General features: G+C 41.7%; 16 protein-coding genes. 8 read left to right on the top strand and 8 right to left on the bottom strand.

Going from position 1 to position 20,335, the window contains the following annotated elements:
- Positions 1 to 52: 52 nt before the first annotated feature.
- The 4 genes from EDC51_RS06730 to EDC51_RS06715 all read right to left on the bottom strand — a co-directional run bounded on the left by EDC51_RS06730 (position 53) and on the right by EDC51_RS06715 (position 6,036).
- Complete coding sequence (locus EDC51_RS06730) at positions 53 to 2,137, bottom strand: TonB-dependent siderophore receptor (protein ID WP_131928514.1); 2,085 nt, start codon at positions 2,135 to 2,137, stop codon at positions 53 to 55.
- A gap of 145 nt (positions 2,138 to 2,282) precedes the next feature.
- Complete coding sequence (gene fhuB, locus EDC51_RS06725; RefSeq protein WP_249038482.1) at positions 2,283 to 4,280, bottom strand: Fe(3+)-hydroxamate ABC transporter permease FhuB; 1,998 nt, start codon at positions 4,278 to 4,280, stop codon at positions 2,283 to 2,285.
- A complete protein-coding gene (locus EDC51_RS06720; RefSeq protein ID WP_409360075.1) occupies positions 4,274 to 5,131 on the bottom strand; it encodes an iron-siderophore ABC transporter substrate-binding protein in 858 nt (285 codons plus the stop codon). Before EDC51_RS06720 ends, fhuB begins: the two co-directional genes overlap by 7 nt.
- Before the next feature lie 140 nt (positions 5,132 to 5,271).
- Positions 5,272 to 6,036: an ABC transporter ATP-binding protein gene (locus EDC51_RS06715; RefSeq protein ID WP_131928513.1), complete on the bottom strand. Its 765-nt coding sequence runs from the start codon at positions 6,034 to 6,036 to the stop codon at positions 5,272 to 5,274.
- A gap of 152 nt (positions 6,037 to 6,188) precedes the next feature.
- Here EDC51_RS06715 and ubiD point away from each other — a divergent pair, with 152 nt between their 5' ends.
- From ubiD to manA, 8 genes are all read left to right on the top strand, one after another.
- Positions 6,189 to 7,664 carry a 4-hydroxy-3-polyprenylbenzoate decarboxylase gene (ubiD, locus tag EDC51_RS06710; protein ID WP_131928512.1) on the top strand — a complete coding sequence of 492 codons (1,476 nt, stop codon included), beginning with the start codon at positions 6,189 to 6,191 and terminating at the stop codon, positions 7,662 to 7,664.
- Between the two features lie 142 nt (positions 7,665 to 7,806).
- Complete coding sequence (locus tag EDC51_RS06705) at positions 7,807 to 8,856, top strand: extracellular solute-binding protein (protein ID WP_125135207.1); 1,050 nt, start codon at positions 7,807 to 7,809, stop codon at positions 8,854 to 8,856.
- 9 nt (positions 8,857 to 8,865) lie between these two features.
- The gene (locus EDC51_RS06700) at positions 8,866 to 9,429 is read left to right on the top strand and encodes an acetate uptake transporter (protein ID WP_025289853.1); all 564 of its coding nucleotides are present in this window, start codon (positions 8,866 to 8,868) and stop codon (positions 9,427 to 9,429) included.
- 260 nt (positions 9,430 to 9,689) lie between these two features.
- Entirely contained in the window at positions 9,690 to 10,658 is a 969-nt protein-coding gene (manX, locus tag EDC51_RS06695; protein ID WP_125135206.1) for a PTS mannose transporter subunit IIAB, read from the top strand.
- 10 nt (positions 10,659 to 10,668) lie between these two features.
- A complete protein-coding gene (locus EDC51_RS06690; protein ID WP_015433384.1) occupies positions 10,669 to 11,466 on the top strand; it encodes a PTS mannose/fructose/sorbose transporter subunit IIC in 798 nt (265 codons plus the stop codon).
- Positions 11,467 to 11,479: 13 nt separating this feature from the next.
- Positions 11,480 to 12,316: a PTS mannose transporter subunit IID gene (locus EDC51_RS06685; protein ID WP_015433383.1), complete on the top strand. Its 837-nt coding sequence runs from the start codon at positions 11,480 to 11,482 to the stop codon at positions 12,314 to 12,316.
- Between the two features lie 66 nt (positions 12,317 to 12,382).
- Positions 12,383 to 12,853 (top strand): DUF986 domain-containing protein, encoded by a 471-nt coding sequence (locus EDC51_RS06680; RefSeq protein ID WP_170169273.1) that lies wholly within the window; start codon positions 12,383 to 12,385, stop codon positions 12,851 to 12,853.
- Positions 12,850 to 14,058: a mannose-6-phosphate isomerase, class I gene (manA, locus tag EDC51_RS06675; protein ID WP_131928510.1), complete on the top strand. Its 1,209-nt coding sequence runs from the start codon at positions 12,850 to 12,852 to the stop codon at positions 14,056 to 14,058. The genes EDC51_RS06680 and manA overlap by 4 nt, the downstream gene beginning before the upstream one ends.
- A 199-nt stretch (positions 14,059 to 14,257) precedes the next feature.
- Here manA and fbpC read toward each other — a convergent pair whose 3' ends face one another.
- The 4 genes from fbpC to EDC51_RS06655 form a co-directional block, all read right to left on the bottom strand.
- Positions 14,258 to 15,307: a ferric ABC transporter ATP-binding protein gene (fbpC, locus tag EDC51_RS06670; protein WP_131928509.1), complete on the bottom strand. Its 1,050-nt coding sequence runs from the start codon at positions 15,305 to 15,307 to the stop codon at positions 14,258 to 14,260.
- Between the two features lie 13 nt (positions 15,308 to 15,320).
- Positions 15,321 to 17,354: an ABC transporter permease gene (locus EDC51_RS06665; RefSeq protein ID WP_409360074.1), complete on the bottom strand. Its 2,034-nt coding sequence runs from the start codon at positions 17,352 to 17,354 to the stop codon at positions 15,321 to 15,323.
- Positions 17,355 to 17,432: 78 nt separating this feature from the next.
- Positions 17,433 to 18,476 (bottom strand): ABC transporter substrate-binding protein, encoded by a 1,044-nt coding sequence (locus EDC51_RS06660; protein ID WP_015433378.1) that lies wholly within the window; start codon positions 18,474 to 18,476, stop codon positions 17,433 to 17,435.
- A 151-nt stretch (positions 18,477 to 18,627) separates the two neighbouring features.
- Positions 18,628 to 20,295, bottom strand: coding sequence for a ribonucleoside-diphosphate reductase subunit alpha (locus EDC51_RS06655; RefSeq protein ID WP_015433377.1), 1,668 nt, complete (start codon positions 20,293 to 20,295; stop codon positions 18,628 to 18,630).
- Positions 20,296 to 20,335: the final 40 nt, after the last annotated feature.

The following is a 20,335-nucleotide window of genomic DNA, read 5'->3' as shown; positions in this document are numbered from 1 at the left end:
AAATGCGCAATAATTTGCAAAAAGGCTGAGCTCGCTCAGCCTTTTTTAGGTTTTAGAATTTATAACTTACACTTGCATTAATGTTCCGTCCTGCACCGTAGTAGCAGTAGTTATCACAAGCTGCAACATAACGGCGGTCTCCGACATTATCTGCATTAACTTGTAATGCAATGCCATTTTTAAATTGGTAGCGTGCCATTAAATCTACCACTGTTGCACTTGGTACACGCACACTTGGGTAAATTGCATAATCTTTTTGTCCTACACTAGAACCAATATGGCGAACGCCAGCTCCGAGCATTAAACCTTCGAAGGCACCAGAGAAGTTATAAGCTGTACGAGCAGCTAAGGTATTTTTGGGCAGTAATGGACGACGTACATTTCCGACAGGTGTTTGTGAGTAGGCTTGTAGATAAGTATAAGCCATGCCCAAATTCCAGTTATTGGTCAGATTAACATCGGCTTGTAATTCTATCCCACGGCGACGAATAGGATCTTCGCTGCTAACGGTTGCCCCTCTATCACGAGACACTAATGCTCCTGTATCTTTTGCTTGGAAAGTAGCAATAGAAATTGTGCCATCTAGCCAAGTTGGAAGGTATTTTATGCCTACTTCATATTGTTTCGTTGTTTGTGGACTGTAGAGTTTATTTACTCCGCTTATCCCAACGGGCATATGGAATGCTTCACTGTATGAAAGATACGGATTAATCCCAACAGCAGATTCATACATCAATGAATATGAGTAAGATGTTTCATTATATTTTGCCTCTTCGGCTAATTGATATTCTTTAATCTTTGCACGGTCGTGGCGAATGCCCAACCCTAGCACTAGGTTCTCTGCAAAACGGCTTTGATTTTGTAGATAGAAGCCGAATTGTTGAGCTTTGAGATTCACATGTGGTGCTGTACTCACATCTTGTGCTTGATTATAACCTGCTGTTGGATTTGAAATATCTGCTTCTGAAGTTGTTCCAAATAAAGTATAACGGGCATCGACATTTTGATAGCGATAGTCAGTGCCGATCACTAAAGTATTTTTGAACCAATTAGTAATATTTGCGTTCCAGGTTAAGTGATTATCGGCGGTGTGTGATTTCGCTTTACCATCATTGAAGACAACGCCACGAATCACGCTATAATTATTTGCACTTGGAGTGATTAGATTCCAAGTGGCATCGTAAGCAGACGGATAGATGTATGAACCTCGGTGGAAATTATCAATATGGCTATAACGATAGCGAGAATTAATGCTTAAGCCGTTAGCAAAATCGTGGGCAAATTCATACCCTACGCTATATTGGCGGTTGGTTTCGGTATCATTTACAGGGTCACCAAAGTTTGCCGAGCGAGAAATATAACCATTTGGCGATGCAATAACAGTGCCTTCCTGTGGTAAGAAATTGGAACTCGGGATACCGTGATCACGCTGATAATTAGCAAGCAAAGTTAAGCGCGTACGCTCTGTCAGATCAAATTCCACACTCGGCGCAATATAAATTGTTTCATTTTTCGTATTATCTGATTGCCCATCTTTACCACCATAGTAACCTACAAAACGATAACGAGCATTTTCCGCAAACTGTCCTGTATAATCAGCACCAATACCATACTGAGTATTATTACCAATATTCAGTTTTAACTCGCCTTGCCCTACTTGTTCTTTATGTGGACGTTTAGAAACATAGTTAATTAAACCACCAGATTGCGCAGCTCCGAAAGTCATCGCATCAGCCCCTTTGGTGATTTCCACTGCTTCTAAGCCAAAACTATTCACATAAGGATTAAAGAAACCATAGCTAAATGTAGGTAAACCATCCACCGCTTGTGAAACTTCTGCTCCACGTACACGCAACCAGTTGGTATTAGTATCTTCACCAAAAATTTGATTTGCAAAACCTGCTTGGTAACGGGCAATTTCGTCCACTTTATTCACCGCTTGCTGATCGAGCATTTCACGGTTTATTGCCACTGCGGATTTTGCTTGATGAACAGGCACTTCCCCCATACGGTACATTGAACCACCAGAAACGGTAATTTCATCTAAATGGGCAATCTCTTCATTTGCCATTGCAGGCAGTGTAATAGCAACAAAAATAGCTTGTGAAAGTGCGGAAATCGCAAAGTTTTTTTTCATTTTTTGTCCTTAAAAATGTTGTTAAGAAAATGATAAGGTAAATTAGTCATTTAAATGTCGTATTTGGTTGTAGGGGCGGACCGATGTGTCCGCCCATTTTATTTTGTGGTTAATTTATTGGTGCATAATGCACCAGCATCAATTATTAAATTCTTCTCACCATCAATAAAAAATAAGTTCCCCCAATCAATGTCGCCACTAAACCTGCTGGAATTTCATAAGGGAAGAGTATTTGTCTGCCAAGAAAATCGGCAAATACCATCATCAATCCGCCTAATAACGCAGAGATAAACAGCTGGCTGCGTACCTGTGTTGCCCCTAAAAAATGGCTGATTTGCGGCACGAGCAAACCAATAAAACTTAATGGCCCGATCATCAATGTGGCGAGAGCCGTTAATAATGCACTAAACAGAATTAACACTAAACGGCTATGTTTGATATTCAGCCCCAATGCCTGTGCGGTTGGGACTTGCAAAGAGAATAATGCTAACCAACGGCTAAAGAGCAAACTGATGCCCCATAATGCCATTGCAACACCTAAAAACGGTAAAGCAAATGAGAGCGTGGCTTGTTGTGTTGAACCCGATGTCCAGCTGAGTAGCTGTAATGCACGCAAATCACCGCTAGCAATCGCAAGGCGTTGTAAACTATCAAATAATGCCGAAAGGCTAATCCCTGTCAGTAATACTTTTTCGGGTAACATACCATTACGTTGGTTAATCAACATAATCACTAATAGTGCAATAATCGCACCAATAATGCCTGCTAATCCAAATAGGCTTTGATGTTCACTCGTTGATACAAAAAGTAAGATCAAAATGCCGATACTTGTCCCCGATGAGACCCCTAATAGTTCGGGGCTTGCCATCGGATTGAGCGTTAGCCGTTGCAAAATAACCCCTGCCACCGCCAACAATATGCCCACAGCAAAGGCAACTAAAATACGTGGTATGCGAAGGGCGATTAACTCTGGCGAGTATGACCAAGTCCAACCTGTTGTACTGCGACCAAATAGAAAAGCGATCAGTAATGTGATGATAAAAAGTGCAGTCAGCCCATAAGCAGTTTGCTTGGTAAAACGTTGTGTTATCCGTTGCCCTTGCTCGGTGAATCGCCCTGTATGGGCAAGGCTACGAAACATCAACCATAATAATAGCGGCGTGCCGATCAGTGCCGTTACCGCCCCAGTAGGTAAATGGATCGCATAGTAGTGAGCAATCAGTTGCAAGCCGAGATCGGTAATAGCGAGTAATAGCCCACCTAACAAAAATGCACCAAGTAGTTGCCCTTTAAAATGTTGTACGCCAAGTTGGCGAATTAACGTCGCCGCAGCCAAGCCAACAAAGCCCAGCATACCTACTTTACTCACGACCGCTGCAATAAGCAATGCACTGATGAAGACCCCAATTAAACGTAATTTGGCGACTGGGACCCCCAAACTTTGAGCGTTATTATCATTCAACGACAACAGACTAAATGGGCGAATCAACATTATCATTAACCCAAGTGGTATAACCGCTTGCAATGCTAATAATTGACTGTCCCACCAGCTTTCTTGCACTAGCGAACCCGCCCCCCATTGAGCAAGTCCCCTGCTCTCTTCGGGGTAAAACAACATCATCAAGGCAGAAAATGAGCCAAAATAGAGATTGACCACTAATCCTGCCAGAATGAGTAAGAGGGGAGAAAGGGTTTTACGCATGGCTAAACCGAGTACCAACAATAAACTCACTCCAGCACCAATCAAAGCGATAATGCTCGCACCATATTCCAACCAATTTGGCATAAAAATCGCCGTTAAAAAGAGTGCAAACTGCGATCCTGCACTGATCCCGAGTGTATTATCCGAAGCCAAAGGATTATTCATTATCTGCTGTAAAAGCAAACTTGCCACACCAAGTAGCCCACCAGCGAGCAATGCCATCGCAATACGAGGTAGGGTATAGTTTTGTAGCAAAAGCAGATCGAGATTTTCACTTGGGGAAAATAGGGCAAACAAAGATGAATTGGTTGGCAAAATAGCGGAAAGCAGCCAAATAAAAAGGGCGATAAATACCACGAGTAAGATCGCTAAACTAGCGAGCGCAAAATACGAATATGACAGACGCAAGCGTTGCGTCCCGACATTTTTATTTTTTACCATTGCTCACCACCATTCAATAATCCGTCCGCTAAACTTTGCGCAAATCGCTGTGCAGACGGTACCCCACCAAAGGTCCAAATGGCAGGTAAAATCAACGGATCTTTTGCCAAAGGCAATTGTTGCCAAAGCGTATTGTGTTTTAATGCGGTTTCAATGTTGGCAGGGTAAGGCTTTATCACCACCAAACGGCTATTTTTCGGCAATTTTGCCAACTGAGTGATCTCAATGTTTTCAAAGCCCCAAAAATTCACCTCTGTTTGCCAAGCGTTCATCAAGCCTAACTGGTTTAATACCTCACCAAAAGGGCTATTTTTGCCATAAATTCGCAGATGACGACTATCTGCAAATTGCACCAGTGCTATCGGGCGAGTTTGATAAGGCTGAACAAGCGGTTGGATTTCCGCTATTTTTTGCGAAAAATCGTTAATCAACTGTTCGGCTTGTTTGGGTTTGCCAATGTGTTTCGCCACTTGGCGAGTCGCAGTGAGAATATTCTGCCATGCATTACCTGCCTGATAAAAATCCACGATCTCTACTGTGCCAAATCGGTTTAAGTTTGTGGTTGTTTGGGCATAAAACGAGGTATTGATAAACACCATTTCACCCTGTTGTTTCAACGCCAAAAGCTGTTCCAAATTCGGTTGTAAGCGAACGCCGAGATCGTAGGTTGTATCGGGCAAACTGGGCTGTTGTACCCACACTTGATAGCTCTGCTTATTTCCCACTGCAATTGGTTTTTCCCCCAGTGCAATTAAAGTTTCAGCCACCGTCCAGTCTAGGGTGGCGATTTTGGCGAAAAGGGGATTTGCAAAGAATAAGGATAAAACGACCGCTATGAACTTGATTTGCACCGATCTGATCCCCCTCTTTAGCAAAGAGGGGTTAGGGGAGATTTGGCAGAAGTCATTTCCGAAGAAAGCGAGTGTTTTTAAATCTCCCCCCCGCCCCTCTTTTTCAAAGAGGGGAGCTTGTTTTGTACTTAATTTCAACATCAATAAAAACTCACTGGACGTTTGGTTTGTGGGTGTTCAATCACATTCAACTCAATACCATAAATCGCTTTGAGTGATGGTGAATTAACAATTTGATGGGCATTGCCTTCGGCAAGCAGCTTTCCGCTGTGTAAGGCAACAAGATGATCACAGTAGCGTGCAGCAAGGTTGATGTCGTGAATGACGATAATCACGCCTAAATTGAGTTCTCGGCTGAGTTTATGAATCAGTTCCATGACTTCCACTTGATGAGCAATGTCTAATGCGGCTAGCGGTTCATCGAGCAATAAAAATTGGCTCTGCTGAGCCAGCAACATCGCTAGCCAAACACGAGAACGCTCACCGCCTGATAAAACATCTATATTTTGATTGGCAAATTTTTCCGTGTGCGTTAAAGCGAGTGCTTGCTCAATGGCTTGGCGGTCTGCATTACTTTCTCGCCCAAATAAACCTTGATGAGCATAACGCCCCATCGCAACGAGTTCTCGAGCGGTTAAGTTGGTGGCATTGGGTAAATGTTGTGGCAGATAGGCAACGTGGCGAGCAAATTCGCGGCTTGACCAATGTGCAAGCGGTCGGTTTTGGAAAAAAATCTGCCCTGTTGACATCGCTTGTTGCTTAGCAAGCAATTTGATCAGTGTAGATTTACCTGAACCATTGTGCCCAATTAAACCGTAGATTTTGCCTTGCTCAAAGGTAAGTGAAATAGGCTGTAGCAGGGGACGCTCAGGAATGGCAAAACTAGCTTGCTCCACAGTAAACACAATGACTCCATGTCAAAATAAAAAACGTTCCCATTTTAATTAAAAACGATTGCGCTTTGAAGTCTTTTCTCTTTTGGTAAAATTTTGTGGATTTCTGGGCGCTTGTAAATCAGTTATACTGCGAACAGATTTCACATTTGAAGAGTATCAGGATGAAATACAAAAATTTACGTGATTTTTTGGCATTACTGGAGCAAAAAGGCGAACTTAAACGTATTTACCAAGAAATCGATCCTTATTTGGAAATGACCGAAATTGCTGACCGTACATTGCGTATGGGCGGACCAGCATTACTATTTGAAAATCCAAAGGGCTATGATATGCCTGTGCTGTGCAATCTGTTTGGTACACCAAAGCGTGTGGCAATGGGTATGGGACAGGAAGACGTTTCCTCTTTGCGTGATCTGGGGAAATTACTGGCTTTTTTGAAAGAGCCTGAGCCACCGAAGGGATTTAAAGATCTGATTGGGCAGTTGCCTCAATGGAAACAAATTCTCAATATGCCAAGTAAAGTATTAGGCAAAGCGGAATGTCAGCAAATCGTGCTTTCTGGTGATGAGGTTGATTTGTACAAATTACCGATAATGCACTGTTGGCAGGGCGATATTGCCCCACTTGTCACGTGGGGGCTCACCATTACCAAAGGCCCACTCAAAAAACGTTTAAATCTAGGCATTTATCGCCAACAGCTGATTGGCAAAAATAAATTGATTATGCGTTGGCTTTCCCATCGTGGAGGGGCGTTAGATTTTCAAGAGTGGAAAGAAACGCACCCGAATGAGCCTTTCCCTGTGTCTGTGGCGTTGGGGGCTGATCCTGCGACCATTCTTGCGGCGGTTACTCCTGTGCCAGATACATTGTCGGAATATGCGTTTGCAGGGCTGTTGCGAGGCAATAAAACCGAAACCGTCAAATCAGTAAGTAATGATTTGGAAGTGCCTGCCAGTGCGGAAATTGTGTTAGAGGGCTATATTGATCCAAATGAAACGGCATTGGAAGGCCCTTATGGCGACCACACAGGCTACTACAACGAGCAGGAATACTTCCCTGTGTTTACGATAACACATATCACAATGCGCAAAGATCCGATTTATCACAGCACCTACACGGGCAGACCGCCTGATGAACCTGCGGTATTAGGTGAAGCGTTAAATGAAGTGTTTATCCCGATTTTGCAAAAGCAATTCCCTGAAATTGTGGATTTTTACCTACCGCCAGAAGGCTGTTCTTACCGCTTGGCAGTGGTAACGATTAAGAAACAGTATGCAGGGCACGCTAAGCGTGTGATGATGGGGGTTTGGTCGTTTTTACGTCAGTTTATGTACACCAAATTTGTGATTGTGTGTGATGATGATGTGAACGCCCGAGATTGGAAAGATGTGATTTGGGCGATTACCACCCGTTGCGATCCTGCACGAGATACCACGATGATTGAACATACTCCGATTGATTACTTGGATTTCGCTTCCCCTATCGCAGGGCTTGGCTCAAAAATGGGGATTGATGCCACCAACAAATGGGCAGGTGAAACCAACCGAGAATGGGGCGTGCCAATTAAAAAAGATCCTGATGTGGTAAAACGTATTGATGAAATTTGGGACGATTTGCAGATTTTTACGGAAAAATAATCGCTTGTTTAACTAAAAGCCGCTATACTTGACCGCTTTTCAGCCTATCTGTTTTCGGGCTGGAAAGCGGTAGTTTTTTCGCTCTTTTTTGCAAAAATTGCAAAAGCGTTTTTTCACTCTCTAGATAGAAGGACTAAAAAAATTGGTTAAATTCGGTCGTACATTTTTTGCCAAAATATTGGCAACTGTGGTGGCTTTTTCTGCGTTAAGTGCACAAGCAGCAGAGAAACTCTATGTGTATAACTGGACGGAATATGTACCGTCATCGTTGCTTGAACAGTTTCAAAAAGAAACGGGCATTGAGGTGATTTATTCCACCTTTGAAAGCAATGAGGAAATGTATTCTAAATTAAAACTTTCTAATGGTGGCGGCTACGACATCGTTTTTCCATCAAGCTACTATGTGGGCAAAATGGCAAAAGAAGGCATGCTGGCAGAAATTGAGCATGCTAAATTAAGCAATTTTGCGAATGTGAGCAAAGAATTGATGGGCAAGCCGTTTGACCCTGAAAATAAATACTCTCTTCCTTATGTTTACGGCTTAACTGGAATTGGAGTGAATACCGCTGAAATCGACTCAAGTAGCTTAAATAGCTGGGGCGATTTGTGGAGAAAAGAATTCAAAGGCAAAGTGTTGCTAATGAATGACGCGCGTGAAGTATTCCATATCGCTTTGTTGTTAGATGGCAAATCGCCAAATACACAAGACGAAACGGAAATTAAAGCCGCTTACGAGCGTTTACAAAAACTCGTGCCAAATGTGTTGGTGTTTAATTCAGACTCGCCAGAAATGCCTTATTTACAGGGGGAAGTGGCAGTTGGAATGCAATGGACAGGTTCGGCACACCGTGCGAAAAGCGAAAATCCAGATATTCAATTTATTTTCCCAAAAGAAGGGGCGGTAGTTTGGATGGATAATTACGCAATTCCAAAACAGGCAAAAAACAAGGAAGCAGCACATAAGTTTATCGACTTTTTGTTGCGTCCTGAAAGCGCCAAAGAGGTGATCGAAACAATGGGATTCTCAATGCCGAATGAAGCAGTAAAAGCAATTTTACCTGTAGAAACGGTTGAAGATCCGTTAGTTTTTCCACCGATTGAAGAAATTGAAAAAGGTATTTTGCAAGCAGATGTTGGCGAAGCTGTCGATATTTATGAGAAATACTGGAACTTACTCAGAACACAAAAATAGAGGTTTTAAATGTCAGCTCCAAATTCAGGAACTAACCCGGCTCCGCTCGGTTTATGCGGTTTTGCTTTAACCACTTTCTTATTAAGCTTAATTAACAATGGCACATTCAGTGGCGAAAATGTGGGCTTAGTATTAGCCATGGGCTTTGCTTTTGGCGGTACGGCACAGATGATCGCAGGGATGTTTGAGTTTGCCAAAGGTAATACTTTTGGTTTTACGGCATTTACTAGCTATGGCGCATTCTGGTGGTCTTTCGCACTGTTTAAAGTATTCTTTGCTGAAGGTGTATCTGCTGATTTTGTGGGTTGGTACTTGATTGCATGGGGAACATTCACGTTGATGATGTTTATCGGTACTTTAGCAAAAGCACGCGCATTACAAGCCATTTTCCTGTTCTTAACCATTACGTTCTATCTCCTTGCTTGGGGGGATTTCTCTGGTAGTAAAGCGATCACTCACATTGGTGGTAACTTTGGTTTAATCACAGCTTTCTTAGCGTTTTATTTAGCGGCAGCTGATATTATTAACGAAAGTTTTGGTCGCACAGTATTACCAATCGGTGAGCCGAAATAATTTTGTAAATTTTTACTTAAAAATGACCGCTTACAGTGCTTTGCTGTAAGCGGTTTTTTTGTGATTTTTTGATAATTTTTTTGTTAGAAAAAAATAAAATATAGAGATTTTTGACGAAATTTCCCATAAAAATATGAACCAGATCACATTTTTAGTGAAACTAACTTGCTCATAGCCCAGAAAGTTTTAGAATTCGCTCCAATTTCACTCTATTTGAGATGAAAATCCTTTTTGTTTTTAATCATCCTAAGGAGCATACGATGAGCATTGCTATCATCATAGCAACCCACGGTGTCGCCGCAGAGCAGCTTCTCAAAACCACTGAGATGTTGATTGGTGAGCAAAGCGATGTAGCTTACATTGACTTTGTTGCCGGTGAAAATGCGGAAACTATTATGGGTAAATATCAGGAAAAACTCAGCACAGAACTCGCTCACTGCGATGAAGTGTTGTTTTTGGTAGATATGTGGGGCGGTAGCCCGTTTAATGCCGCAAACCGTGTAATTGACGGTAAAACTAACATGGATATCGTTGCTGGTGTCAATATTCCAATGTTGGTGAATACCTGTATGGCACGTGATGACGTAGAAACCCTTGCCGAATTAGTGGAGGTGGCATTGGAATCTGGGTTAAGCGGTGTGCGTTCGCTCAACTTCCAACCAGCAGAAAAAACGGAAGCTGCGCCACAGCCAGCAGCAACAGAAACTGCTCCTGCACAGCCACTAAAAGAAGGTAATTTGGTCGTTGGTCTCGCTCGTATTGATGACCGTTTAATTCATGGTCAGGTTGCTACTCGCTGGACTAAAGAGAGCCGAGTTTCTCGCATTGTGGTTGTCAGCGATGAAGTTGCGAAAGATAAAGTGCGCACGCAAATGCTGAAAAGTGTTGCACCGCCAGGGGTAACCGCTCATGTAGTGGATGTTCAGAAGATGATTCGTGTTTGGAATAACCCTGAATATGCCGATGAGCGTATGATGTTACTCTTTACTAATCCAACTGATGTTCTTGCATTACTTGAGGCAGGTGTAGATATTAAATCGGTGAATATCGGTGGTATGGCATACCGTGAAGGTAAACAGATGATCACTAGCGCTGTTTCAGTAGATGATAAAGACATTGCTGCATTTAAAGCGATTGATGCAATGAATATTGAGCTGGATGTGCGTAAAGTATCAAATGATAGCCGTCAATATATGATGGATCTGTTAAAAGCGAAAAATCTAATCTAAGGAAATTATTATGGAAATTTCTGCAATTCAAATTGTACTTGTATTTTTGGTTGCCTGTATCTCTGGTATGGGTTCAATTCTTGACGAATGGCAAACACACCGTCCACTGATTGCTTGTACCTTAATTGGTATCGTATTAGGCGATATGAAAACCGGCATTATTGTTGGCGGTTCATTAGAATTATTGGCTTTAGGCTGGATGAACATTGGTGCGGCACTTGCTCCTGATGCAGCATTAGCTTCTGTAGTTTCTACTATCTTGGTTATCGTAGGTGGTCAAGATATTTCAACAGGTATTGCAATTGCGATTCCGCTTGCTGCTGCAGGTCAAGTATTAACTTATGTGGTGCGTGCAATCACTGTTGGTTTCCAACACGCAGCGGATAAATCAATTGAAGATGGTAACTTAAACCGTTTAGACTGGATTCATCGTGGTGCATTGTTATTACAAGCGATGCGTATCGCAATCCCTGCGCTATTAGTTGCATTAACTGCAGGCACAGATACTGTTCAAACCATGCTTGCGGCGATCCCTGATGTGGTAACTACAGGTCTGAAAATTGCAGGTGGTTTCATTGCTGTAGTGGGTTATGCGATGGTAATCAATATGATGCGTGCAGGTCACTTAATGCCATTCTTCTATGCAGGTTTTGTGGTTGCGGCATTTACCGATTTCAACCTTGTCGCATTAGGGGTAATCGGCACCATTATGGCAATCATCTACATTCAACTTCACCCGAAATATAACAAAAGCCAAGTTGTACAAGTAGTAAACAGCAACAACGGCGCAGACAACCGTTTAGACTAAGAGGGCATTTAAAATGACAACAGAAATCAAAAAAGTAACTCAAAGCGATTTGAATGCCGTTGTACGCCGTTCAAACTTATTCCAAGGCTCGTGGAACTTTGAGCGTATGCAAGCACTTGGTTTTGCTTACTCAATGGTACCTGTAATTAAACGTTTATATCCAGATCCAAATTCACAAGAACGTAAAGATGCGATTAAACGCCACCTTGAATTCTTTAATACTCAACCATTCGTTGCTGCACCTGTACTTGGTGTAACCATTGCAATGGAAGAAGAGCGTGCTAATGGTAAAGAGATTGATGATGCAGCAATCAACGGTATCAAAGTCGGCTTAATGGGACCGCTTGCAGGTGTGGGTGATCCAATCTATTGGGGGACTGCACGCCCTGTCTTTGCTGCATTAGGTGCGGGTTTAGCGTTAAGTGGTAATATTCTCGGCCCAATCTTATTCTTCTTGCTATTTAACTTAGTGCGTTTAGGCACTCGTTACTATGGCGTAACCTATGGCTATAAAAAAGGCTTAGACGTGGTGCAAGACATGAGTGGCGGTTTACTACAAAAACTGACTGAAGGGGCATCAATTCTCGGCTTATTTATTATGGGGGCATTGGTGCAGAAATGGACAAGCATTAATGTACCATTCAAGGTAGCTGAAATTCAAATGCAAGATGGTTCAGTGAAAGTAGAAACGGTGCAAACTATTTTAGATAGCTTAATGCCAGGTTTACTGCCATTGTTATTAACATTCGCTTGTATGTGGTTGTTACGTAACCGTGTAAATGCACTCTGGATTATCATTGGTTTCTTTGCGATTGGTATCTTCGGTGCTTGGACTGGTATCCTTGCATAATCTCCACCAATTTAGACCGCTTGCATGCCAAGCGGTCTTTTTTCGTTAAAAATCTGCAAATTTGATATGACAAACACGATTCTTTTTCTAATTATTTTTACCTGTTTAGCATATGCTATTTATGATCAATTTCTATTGTCTCGCTTAAATGGCGAAACAAAATTAGCAGTAAGTTTACAGCGCCAAACGATAGACGGCTGGATTTTATTTGGTTTAATTTTATTAACTGCTACACAAGGGCTAGCTGAAGGATTAAGCTCATTAACACTATTCTTATTGGCGGTATGTATTACACTTGCATTGTATGCCGTACTATTTCGTGAGCCCCGCTGGTTATTTAAAACGCAAGGGTTTTATTTGAATGCCCTTTTCATTGATTACAAGAAAATTCGCGCGGTGAATCAGGCTGAGTTTAAAAATAAGCCCGTATTTGTGATTGATTTAACCAATGGTAAGCGGTTATTTGCGCGCCTAAAAGTGCAAGAAGATGCAGAAAAAATTATTAAATTTTTAGCGAATGTGGGAGAAAAAGCATGATTTTTAAACTACAAGGGAGTTATCAACATTATGCATGGGGAGGCTCAGATTTTATTCCCTGCTGGCAACAGTTGGCTATGCAAACGCCTCATAAACCTTATGCAGAATATTGGCTTGGTGCTCACCCTTCATCACCTTCGTTGATTACAGCGGGGCAAGACTCCTTAGCGCTTGATCAGTTATTAGCGGCTCATCCTGAGCTACTTGGCACAAAAAGTCGCGAGCAATTTGGCGATGAGTTACCGTTTTTATTGAAAATTTTAGATGTTAAGCAACCCCTTTCAATTCAGCTTCACCCAACTAAAGCCCAGGCAGAGCAAGGATTTGAACGGGAAAATCAAGCGGGCATTGCATTGGATGCTCCAAATCGAACTTATAAAGATCGTAATCACAAACCAGAAATGATGATTGCCTTATCAGATTTTTGGTTATTGCATGGCTTTCAGCCGATTGAGCAGATTAAGGTGAATTTAAGTTGCCATCCAAGTTTGCAGCCGCTGAAAATATTGCTTGAAAACCAAGGGCTAGAAGCACTTTACAAGCAGATTATGCTGGCTGAACAAGCCAAACTCGCTGAATGGTTACTACCTATCATACACGCTCGAAAATCTGACTTTAACGCAGGGAAAATTGCTTTGCATGAGCCAGATTACTGGCTGCTTTATGCAATGCAAGCGATGGATATCCATGAGGAGAAATTAGATGCTGGCTTACTCTGTTTTTACTTATTTAATATTGTTAATGTGAAAAAAGACGAAGGGATTTATCAAGGGGCAGGCTTGCCACATGCTTATTTACGCGGTCAGTGTATTGAATTGATGGCCGCTTCAGATAATGTGATTCGTGGTGGGCTTACACCAAAATATATTGATATTCCAGCACTCCTACAAACAGTGGACTATTGTGAAATTGTGCCGCAGCTGATTGCTCCAGCGCCTCAAATAACGGGGCAGAGTTATCTTTATCCGACACCCGCGGCAAAAGATTTTGCGTTGCAACATTTGGCATTTGGTGCAAGTGAAGCTTATTCACAAGCCATTGAGAATGCAGCAATTTTATTGGTGATGGAAGGAATAATTGAAGCGAGTGAGCAGGATAATATATACCGCTTAAAGCAGGGGGAAGCACTCTTTATCGGCGCTAACAGCACATTGAATTTGACTGTGCAACAAGCCGGATACGCGGTATTGGCGACTTTGCCATAACTATTTTGCATTTTTTGCAATAAAACAGACCGCTTGCGATTTCACAATCAACTTGAGTGCTTAAACATGGTGGAGCTACCGTATTTTGCCAATCTTTAGCTAAACAGATTTGAAGGATTAGCACCAGCCAAGCGCTGGTGCTATTTTTTTGATGAGTTTGTATCGTTTGGCCAGAAATCCAGCACTTGCTTGTGGCGTGTTAAGCCTCAGGTCTTAGCAGGAATAAGCCTTGTTGAGAAAGTTGAACATATGCTTGCTGTATATTTGGATTAAAACCCTCTGGATTTGCATTCACCCAAAGCTCTGTCCCCCCCCAATCGGCAACGACTTCCCAGTGGTTGCCCATATACACTGCTTTTTTAATTTCACAGCGTTGTGCTTCTTCACCACTGCTAGCAAGGGTTACCGCTTCTGGGCGAATACCGACCAAGCATTTGCCATCAGATAAACCAAATTGAGCTGCATTTTCCACAGGATAGCGATGTCCATTAATGATGACGTTATCCTGTTGTAACTCCCCATTAAAAATACTACTTTCGCCCATAAAGTTGGCAAGGAAAAGCGAGTTAGGGCGCTGATAAAGCTCTTTTGCAGGGGCTTTTTGCATAATTTTACCCTTGTTCATTACGATAACTTCATCTGAAACCGCAAAAGCTTCGGTTTGGTCGTGGGTAACATAAAGGGAAGTAATGCCTAAACGTTGTTGCAATTCACGGATTTTTTCACGCATTGAACGACGCAAGTTCGCATCAAGGTTACTTAACGGTTCATCAAAGAGTAATACTTTTGGTTTGAGAACTAATGCACGAGCAAGTGCAACACGTTGTTGCTGACCACCAGAAATTTGATCCACATAGCGATCTTCAAAGCCCCCTAAGTCCACCAATTCCAACGCTTCTTTTACACGCTGTTCACGTTCTGCTTTATCCACGCCTTGCATTTTTAAGCCGTAGCCCACGTTATCACCAATAGACATATGCGGGAATAAAGCGTAAGACTGGAATACGATACAAATATCACGATTTTGGATTGAAGATTTAGTCACATCTTCACCATCAATAAAAATTTGACCACTTGTCGGATTTTCCAAACCTGCCACTAAGCGTAATACGGTTGTTTTCCCACAGCCAGAAGGCCCTAATAGCGTAACCATTGTGCCACGTTTGATCACTAAGTCTAAGTTATCAATCACTGTTGCTTTACCGAATGATTTGGTAATGTTTTTTAATACTAAAAAATCGTTGTTCATAATTCAGTTCCTTCTAATTCATTTTTTTTGCTTTGGAACGAGAGATACGGGTGTCTCCTACAATCCAGTCAAAGAAGAGAATAATTGCCATCATCACCACAATGAGAATTGAGCCGTAAGCGATCGCAATACCATATTCGCCATCTTCTACTCGGTTTAAGATGTAAGCGGTTGCCACACGAGTATCCGCAGTAACTAAGAAGACTATCGCACTCACTGTGGTCATTGCACGTACGAAGCTGGTCACAAGCGCTGAGAGTAACGCAGGTTTGAGTAGAGGGAAAACGATAAACCAAATTGTTTTAAATGAGCTGCCTTTGAGTGATAAAGAGGCTTCATCGAGTGATTTATCTAATTGTCCTAAACCTGCAATCGCTGCACGCATACCAATTGGTAAATCACGCATCACCATTGAGATGATAATAATGATACCTGTACCAGTGATATACATTGGTGCATTGTTAAACGCAAGGATATAAGAGACCCCAGCTACAGTACCTGGTACCGCAAAGCAAAGCATGGTTAAAAATTCAAGGGTTTTCTTACCTTGGAAATCTTTACGCACCACGATATAAGCAATAAGTAAGCCGAATAATGCAGTAAGCGGTGCAGAAATACCTGCATAGATTAAAGTGTTGATGAGTGAAGGCCACGCGCCATCGCTTAAACCTTGACCAAATAACATCGTATAGTTTTTCATGGTTAAGGTGTAATCCACACCCCAGTTCACGGTGAAGCTACCGTAGAAAATACTGCCGTAAAGTGCAAGGTTGAATGCAATCCAGAAAGCAAGCATGACCACAATGGTATATTTCAAGCCATTTGGTAATTCTTGCACATCACCACGATACGATTTTCCTGACACCGTTACATAAGAGCGGTTACCAATCCAAATATATTGAATCACGAAAATCGCCAATGAGAAGATTAACAACATTGAACCAAGCGTACTTGCAGAGGCATAATCTAATTGTGAACCTGCGATGTAGAAGTAGATTTGAGTTGCAATCACGTCAAAGCTACCACCAAGCACCAATGGGTTACTAAAATCGGCAAGTGATTGAATAAACACAATCAAGAATGAGTTAGCCAATGCTGGACGAAGAAGAGGAAAAATGATGTTATAGAATGTTTGGTAACGGTTTGCACGCAAGGTGTAAGAGGCTTCTTCTACTGATGGGTGAATCGATTTCAACGCACCATCTAAAATCATAAATGACATTGGCGAGAAAGCGAGAATTTGTGCAATTGCAATCCCATTGAAACCATAAAGCCAGTTGCTGCTAAGACCAAACCAACTATTGAGCCATTCGGTTACATAGCCAGAACGACCTAGCATTAAGGTTACCCCTAAACCAACTACAAAAGGAGGAGTAACAATCGGTAAGATAGAGAAAATTTTACCAATAAATGCCGTACGGCGCGCAATACGAGTGGTATAAAGCGCAAACGCCAAACCAAATACCGTAGAGACCAAACCAACGAAAGAAGATAAGAACAGTGAATTACTGATTACCCGAACAATATAGCCTTGACTTAAAATCGTAACGACTTGCTCAGGTGCAAAGGTATCACCGTCGTAGAACATTGACACAAAAATCGCCAATGTTGGGTAAACGATAAAGAAGAAAATCAGCAAGATAATGCAAAGCAGTGATGCGATAATAAATTTATCGCCTTGCATTACTTTCAATTTGGCTAACGATAGAGTAGCAAGGGCTGTCAGTACCATAAACAGTACAACGATTGAATAGCCTAGGCTTACTTTTAGAATGCTTGCTGAAATAAAGACAAATAAAGCGTTAAATGCGATAAGAGCAAGCTCAGCTTTAGCCTGTTTTATGCTGTCAAGCCCTAATGTGGGCAGAATAAAGAAAGCAAGCAGGGGCAAAAACCAAAGCTGTGTGATATTGATGGATGACCATCCCATTGCTGCTAAAAATTCATCCGAAGTGCTATCTAAAATACCGTAATCTAACGCAGTAGATGGTAGAACTAGAAATGCAATAAATGCAAGAATGACCCAAAAGGATGCTTTCTGTGTCATTGGTGTTTTTATACAATCCATAAAAACCTCAAGATAAAATGAAAAAGCAGGGGATATACCCCTGCTCGGAGGGAGAGATTATTTGGCGAGTTTAACTTCATTTACCCATTTGTTGATTAAGCGTTTCCGCTCATCAGAGGCACCATATTTTTCAAAATCGTAGTTGATTAAGTTTAGTTTCTCAGGGTCGAAAGCGTGTGGAGATTGTTCAGCTGTTGTATTTGTCAGCGTTTGGAAAGCTTGTCCTTTTTTCCATGCTAATTCTTGACCTTCTTTAGATAGCGCCCAATCAACGAATAGTTTTGCATTATCAATATTACGAGCACCTTTAATGATGCTTACTCCGCCAAGCTCATAGCCAGTGCCTTCACAAGGCACAACCATTTCAACAGGTGCACCATTTTGGATTTGTAGCGCGTAGTCATGTAAAAAACCAACCCCGATAGTCGTTTCGCCGCGTGCCGTATTTTGAGAAGGGGTTACGCCAGATTTTGTATATTGAGAAACATTTGGATGTAAATCTTTGAAGAATTTGAATGCTTCATCTTCTCCCCAGAGTTGTACGAAAGTCGCAATTGCCGTATAAGCCGTGCCCGCACTTTGTGGATCTGAAATTTGTACTTCACCTTTTAAGCGCGGATCGGTTAAGTCTTTCCAGCATTTTGGCACCTCGGTAATGCCTAATTTTTTCAAACGTTCGGTATTTACCCCAAAACCTAAAATACCCATATAAATAGCAGAGCTTAAGTTACCTTTTACTTTTGCAGGATCTTGGAAACGTGGCATAATTTGATCAACATTTGGGGAGCGATAAGCTTCTAACAAACCAATTTCACCAGCTTGTGATTGAGGGTCTAGCGTGCCACCATACCAAACATCAGCTTGAGGATTATTTTTCTCTGCTTCTAATTTTGCGAATGTGCTACCAGAACCATTGCGAATAAAGGAAGTTTTCACATCATATTTTTCGCCGAAGGCTTTAGTTTCTTCCTCACACATAATATTAGTTGCACTACAATAAACCACTAAGCGACCTTTTGCTTGAGCGATATTACTGCTTGCAGCTAAGCCTGTTACGGCAATGCTGACGGCTAATGCCGCTGTTTTTAATGCTGTTTTCATCGTATTTTCCTTATATTTGTTAGTGAGATACCGCGTTATTATAGTCAAACTTACTGACTAAAACCGTGATCCACTTCACAAAATACTGGACGTAAAAACAATAAAAAAGCTGAACCCTTGCAGATTCAGCTTCTCGTTAGCGTTTAAGAAATTAACCTTCACAGCTACTACAGCTCAATAAATTACGGTTAAATACTTGTGCCGCACTCATTGAGTATTGGTAGTAAATAGATTTCAGACCAAGTTCTTCTGCGGTGAGATAGAGTTGGTTCAAATCTCTTGCCGGTGTTGCTGGGTGCACCATAATGTTGATGCTTTGTCCTTGGTCAATATATTTTTGACGTTGTGCTGCTTGTTGAATTACGCTTAATTGGCTGATTTCAGAGAAGGTTTTAAACACTTCTTTTTCATGCTCTGAAAGCTGTTCTAAGTGCTGCACAGAACCATCATTGAGTAGGATGCTTTCCCATGTTTCTTCGGTATCTAAACCTTTTTCTTGAAGTAATTTTTCTAAGAATGGGTTTTTGTACACGGTTTTGATCTTAGCTAGATCTTTTACATAGTAGTTTGATTTAAATGGTTCAACCGAAGGAGATACACTACCTAAAATAAAACTACTTGATTTCGTTGGTGCGATACTCATTAAGGTTGTATTACGGCGCCCATAGCCTTTGAGAATTTCTGGCTCACCAAAGCGACGCGCTAATTCTTGTGAAGCTTTTAACGTTTTTTCTTGCAGGGTTCTGAAGATTAAATTGTTCTTCTGCATCGCTTCAAAACTATCAAACGCAATGTTATTTGCTTGCAAGTAACTATGCCATCCGAGCACTCCTAAGCCTAGAGCACGATGGCGGCGCGCAAAGCGATTCGCGCGATCTAGGAATGGCATATCGGCACTTTTCTCAATAAACTCGCTCATGACTACATCCAAGAAGTAAGTCAAAACTTCAGGTGCATCGGTGTCTTTCCACTCATCAAAATAGAGTAGATTCATTGACGATAAGCAGCAAACAAAACTTTCCTCGTTGTTTGATGGCAACATAATCTCTGTACAGAGATTTGAAGCATGAATAGTCATATTTTTATCTTTATACACATCAGGGCGACCTGCATTTGCGTTGTCTTTAAAGAATAAATATGGAATTCCAGTTTCCGTTTTTCTTTGCAAAAGTTTTGCCCAAAGCTGGCGCTTGTATGGGTCACCGGCTTTCATTGATTCTAACCAATCATGCCCTACGCAAACACCGTAGTACATCAGCTGAATAGGGTTACCTTCAGTATGAATATCCAGCCATTCATCAATATCGCCATGCTCAATATCAATATAACCCGCAAATTGTCCTTTACGTGAAGTGCCTTGTGAAATCACGTCAATGACAGTATCAAACAGTTTACTAAAGTTAAATGAGCCATCGGATTTACCGTTATTCTTGATAGCACTACCACGCGGGCGAATATCACCAAAGTAAGCAGAGGTGCCACCACCAATTTTGCTCATCATCCCGACTTCAGCGGTTGTTACCATAATTTCATGGATAGAATCGCCAATGTAGCTCCCAAAGCAAGAAATAGGTAAGCCACGATCTAATCCAAAGTTAGACCAAATTGGTGAAGAGAGTGAGAAGTAGCCACGCGCCATATAGTGATAGAATTTATCCGCATAGCCTTCGATGCCAAGTTTGTGCTCAGCATGCTCAGCGATAAAGCGGATACGATCTAATGCTGTAGTGCCTTCTAGCAGATAACCGCGTTGCAAAAATAAACGGCTATCTTCATTTAGCCAAGCAAAATCAGGACGTTCAGAATTTGTATAAGTCATTTTAAACAGTATTCGTTAATAAAATAGAAAATAGTTGGGT

The organism is Bibersteinia trehalosi, assembly GCF_004346205.1.
Classification (GTDB): Bacteria; Pseudomonadota; Gammaproteobacteria; order Enterobacterales; family Pasteurellaceae; genus Bibersteinia; species Bibersteinia trehalosi.
This window is presented reverse-complemented; position numbering and strand designations above follow the sequence as displayed.

What these genes read in the sequence shown, in the direction of transcription:
- EDC51_RS06730 (WP_131928514.1), bottom strand. Translation starts at nt 2,137, where the DNA reads ATGAAAAAAAACTTTGCGATTTCCGCACTTTCACAAGCTATTTTTGTT.
- fhuB (WP_249038482.1), bottom strand. Translation starts at nt 4,280, where the DNA reads ATGGTAAAAAATAAAAATGTCGGGACGCAACGCTTGCGTCTGTCATAT.
- ubiD (WP_131928512.1), top strand. Translation starts at nt 6,189, where the DNA reads ATGAAATACAAAAATTTACGTGATTTTTTGGCATTACTGGAGCAAAAA.
- EDC51_RS06700 (WP_025289853.1), top strand. Translation starts at nt 8,866, where the DNA reads ATGTCAGCTCCAAATTCAGGAACTAACCCGGCTCCGCTCGGTTTATGC.
- manX (WP_125135206.1), top strand. Translation starts at nt 9,690, where the DNA reads ATGAGCATTGCTATCATCATAGCAACCCACGGTGTCGCCGCAGAGCAG.
- EDC51_RS06690 (WP_015433384.1), top strand. Translation starts at nt 10,669, where the DNA reads ATGGAAATTTCTGCAATTCAAATTGTACTTGTATTTTTGGTTGCCTGT.
- EDC51_RS06685 (WP_015433383.1), top strand. Translation starts at nt 11,480, where the DNA reads ATGACAACAGAAATCAAAAAAGTAACTCAAAGCGATTTGAATGCCGTT.
- EDC51_RS06680 (WP_170169273.1), top strand. Translation starts at nt 12,383, where the DNA reads ATGACAAACACGATTCTTTTTCTAATTATTTTTACCTGTTTAGCATAT.
- manA (WP_131928510.1), top strand. Translation starts at nt 12,850, where the DNA reads ATGATTTTTAAACTACAAGGGAGTTATCAACATTATGCATGGGGAGGC.
- fbpC (WP_131928509.1), bottom strand. Translation starts at nt 15,307, where the DNA reads ATGAACAACGATTTTTTAGTATTAAAAAACATTACCAAATCATTCGGT.
- EDC51_RS06665 (WP_409360074.1), bottom strand. Translation starts at nt 17,354, where the DNA reads ATGACACAGAAAGCATCCTTTTGGGTCATTCTTGCATTTATTGCATTT.
- EDC51_RS06660 (WP_015433378.1), bottom strand. Translation starts at nt 18,476, where the DNA reads ATGAAAACAGCATTAAAAACAGCGGCATTAGCCGTCAGCATTGCCGTA.
- EDC51_RS06655 (WP_015433377.1), bottom strand. Translation starts at nt 20,295, where the DNA reads ATGACTTATACAAATTCTGAACGTCCTGATTTTGCTTGGCTAAATGAA.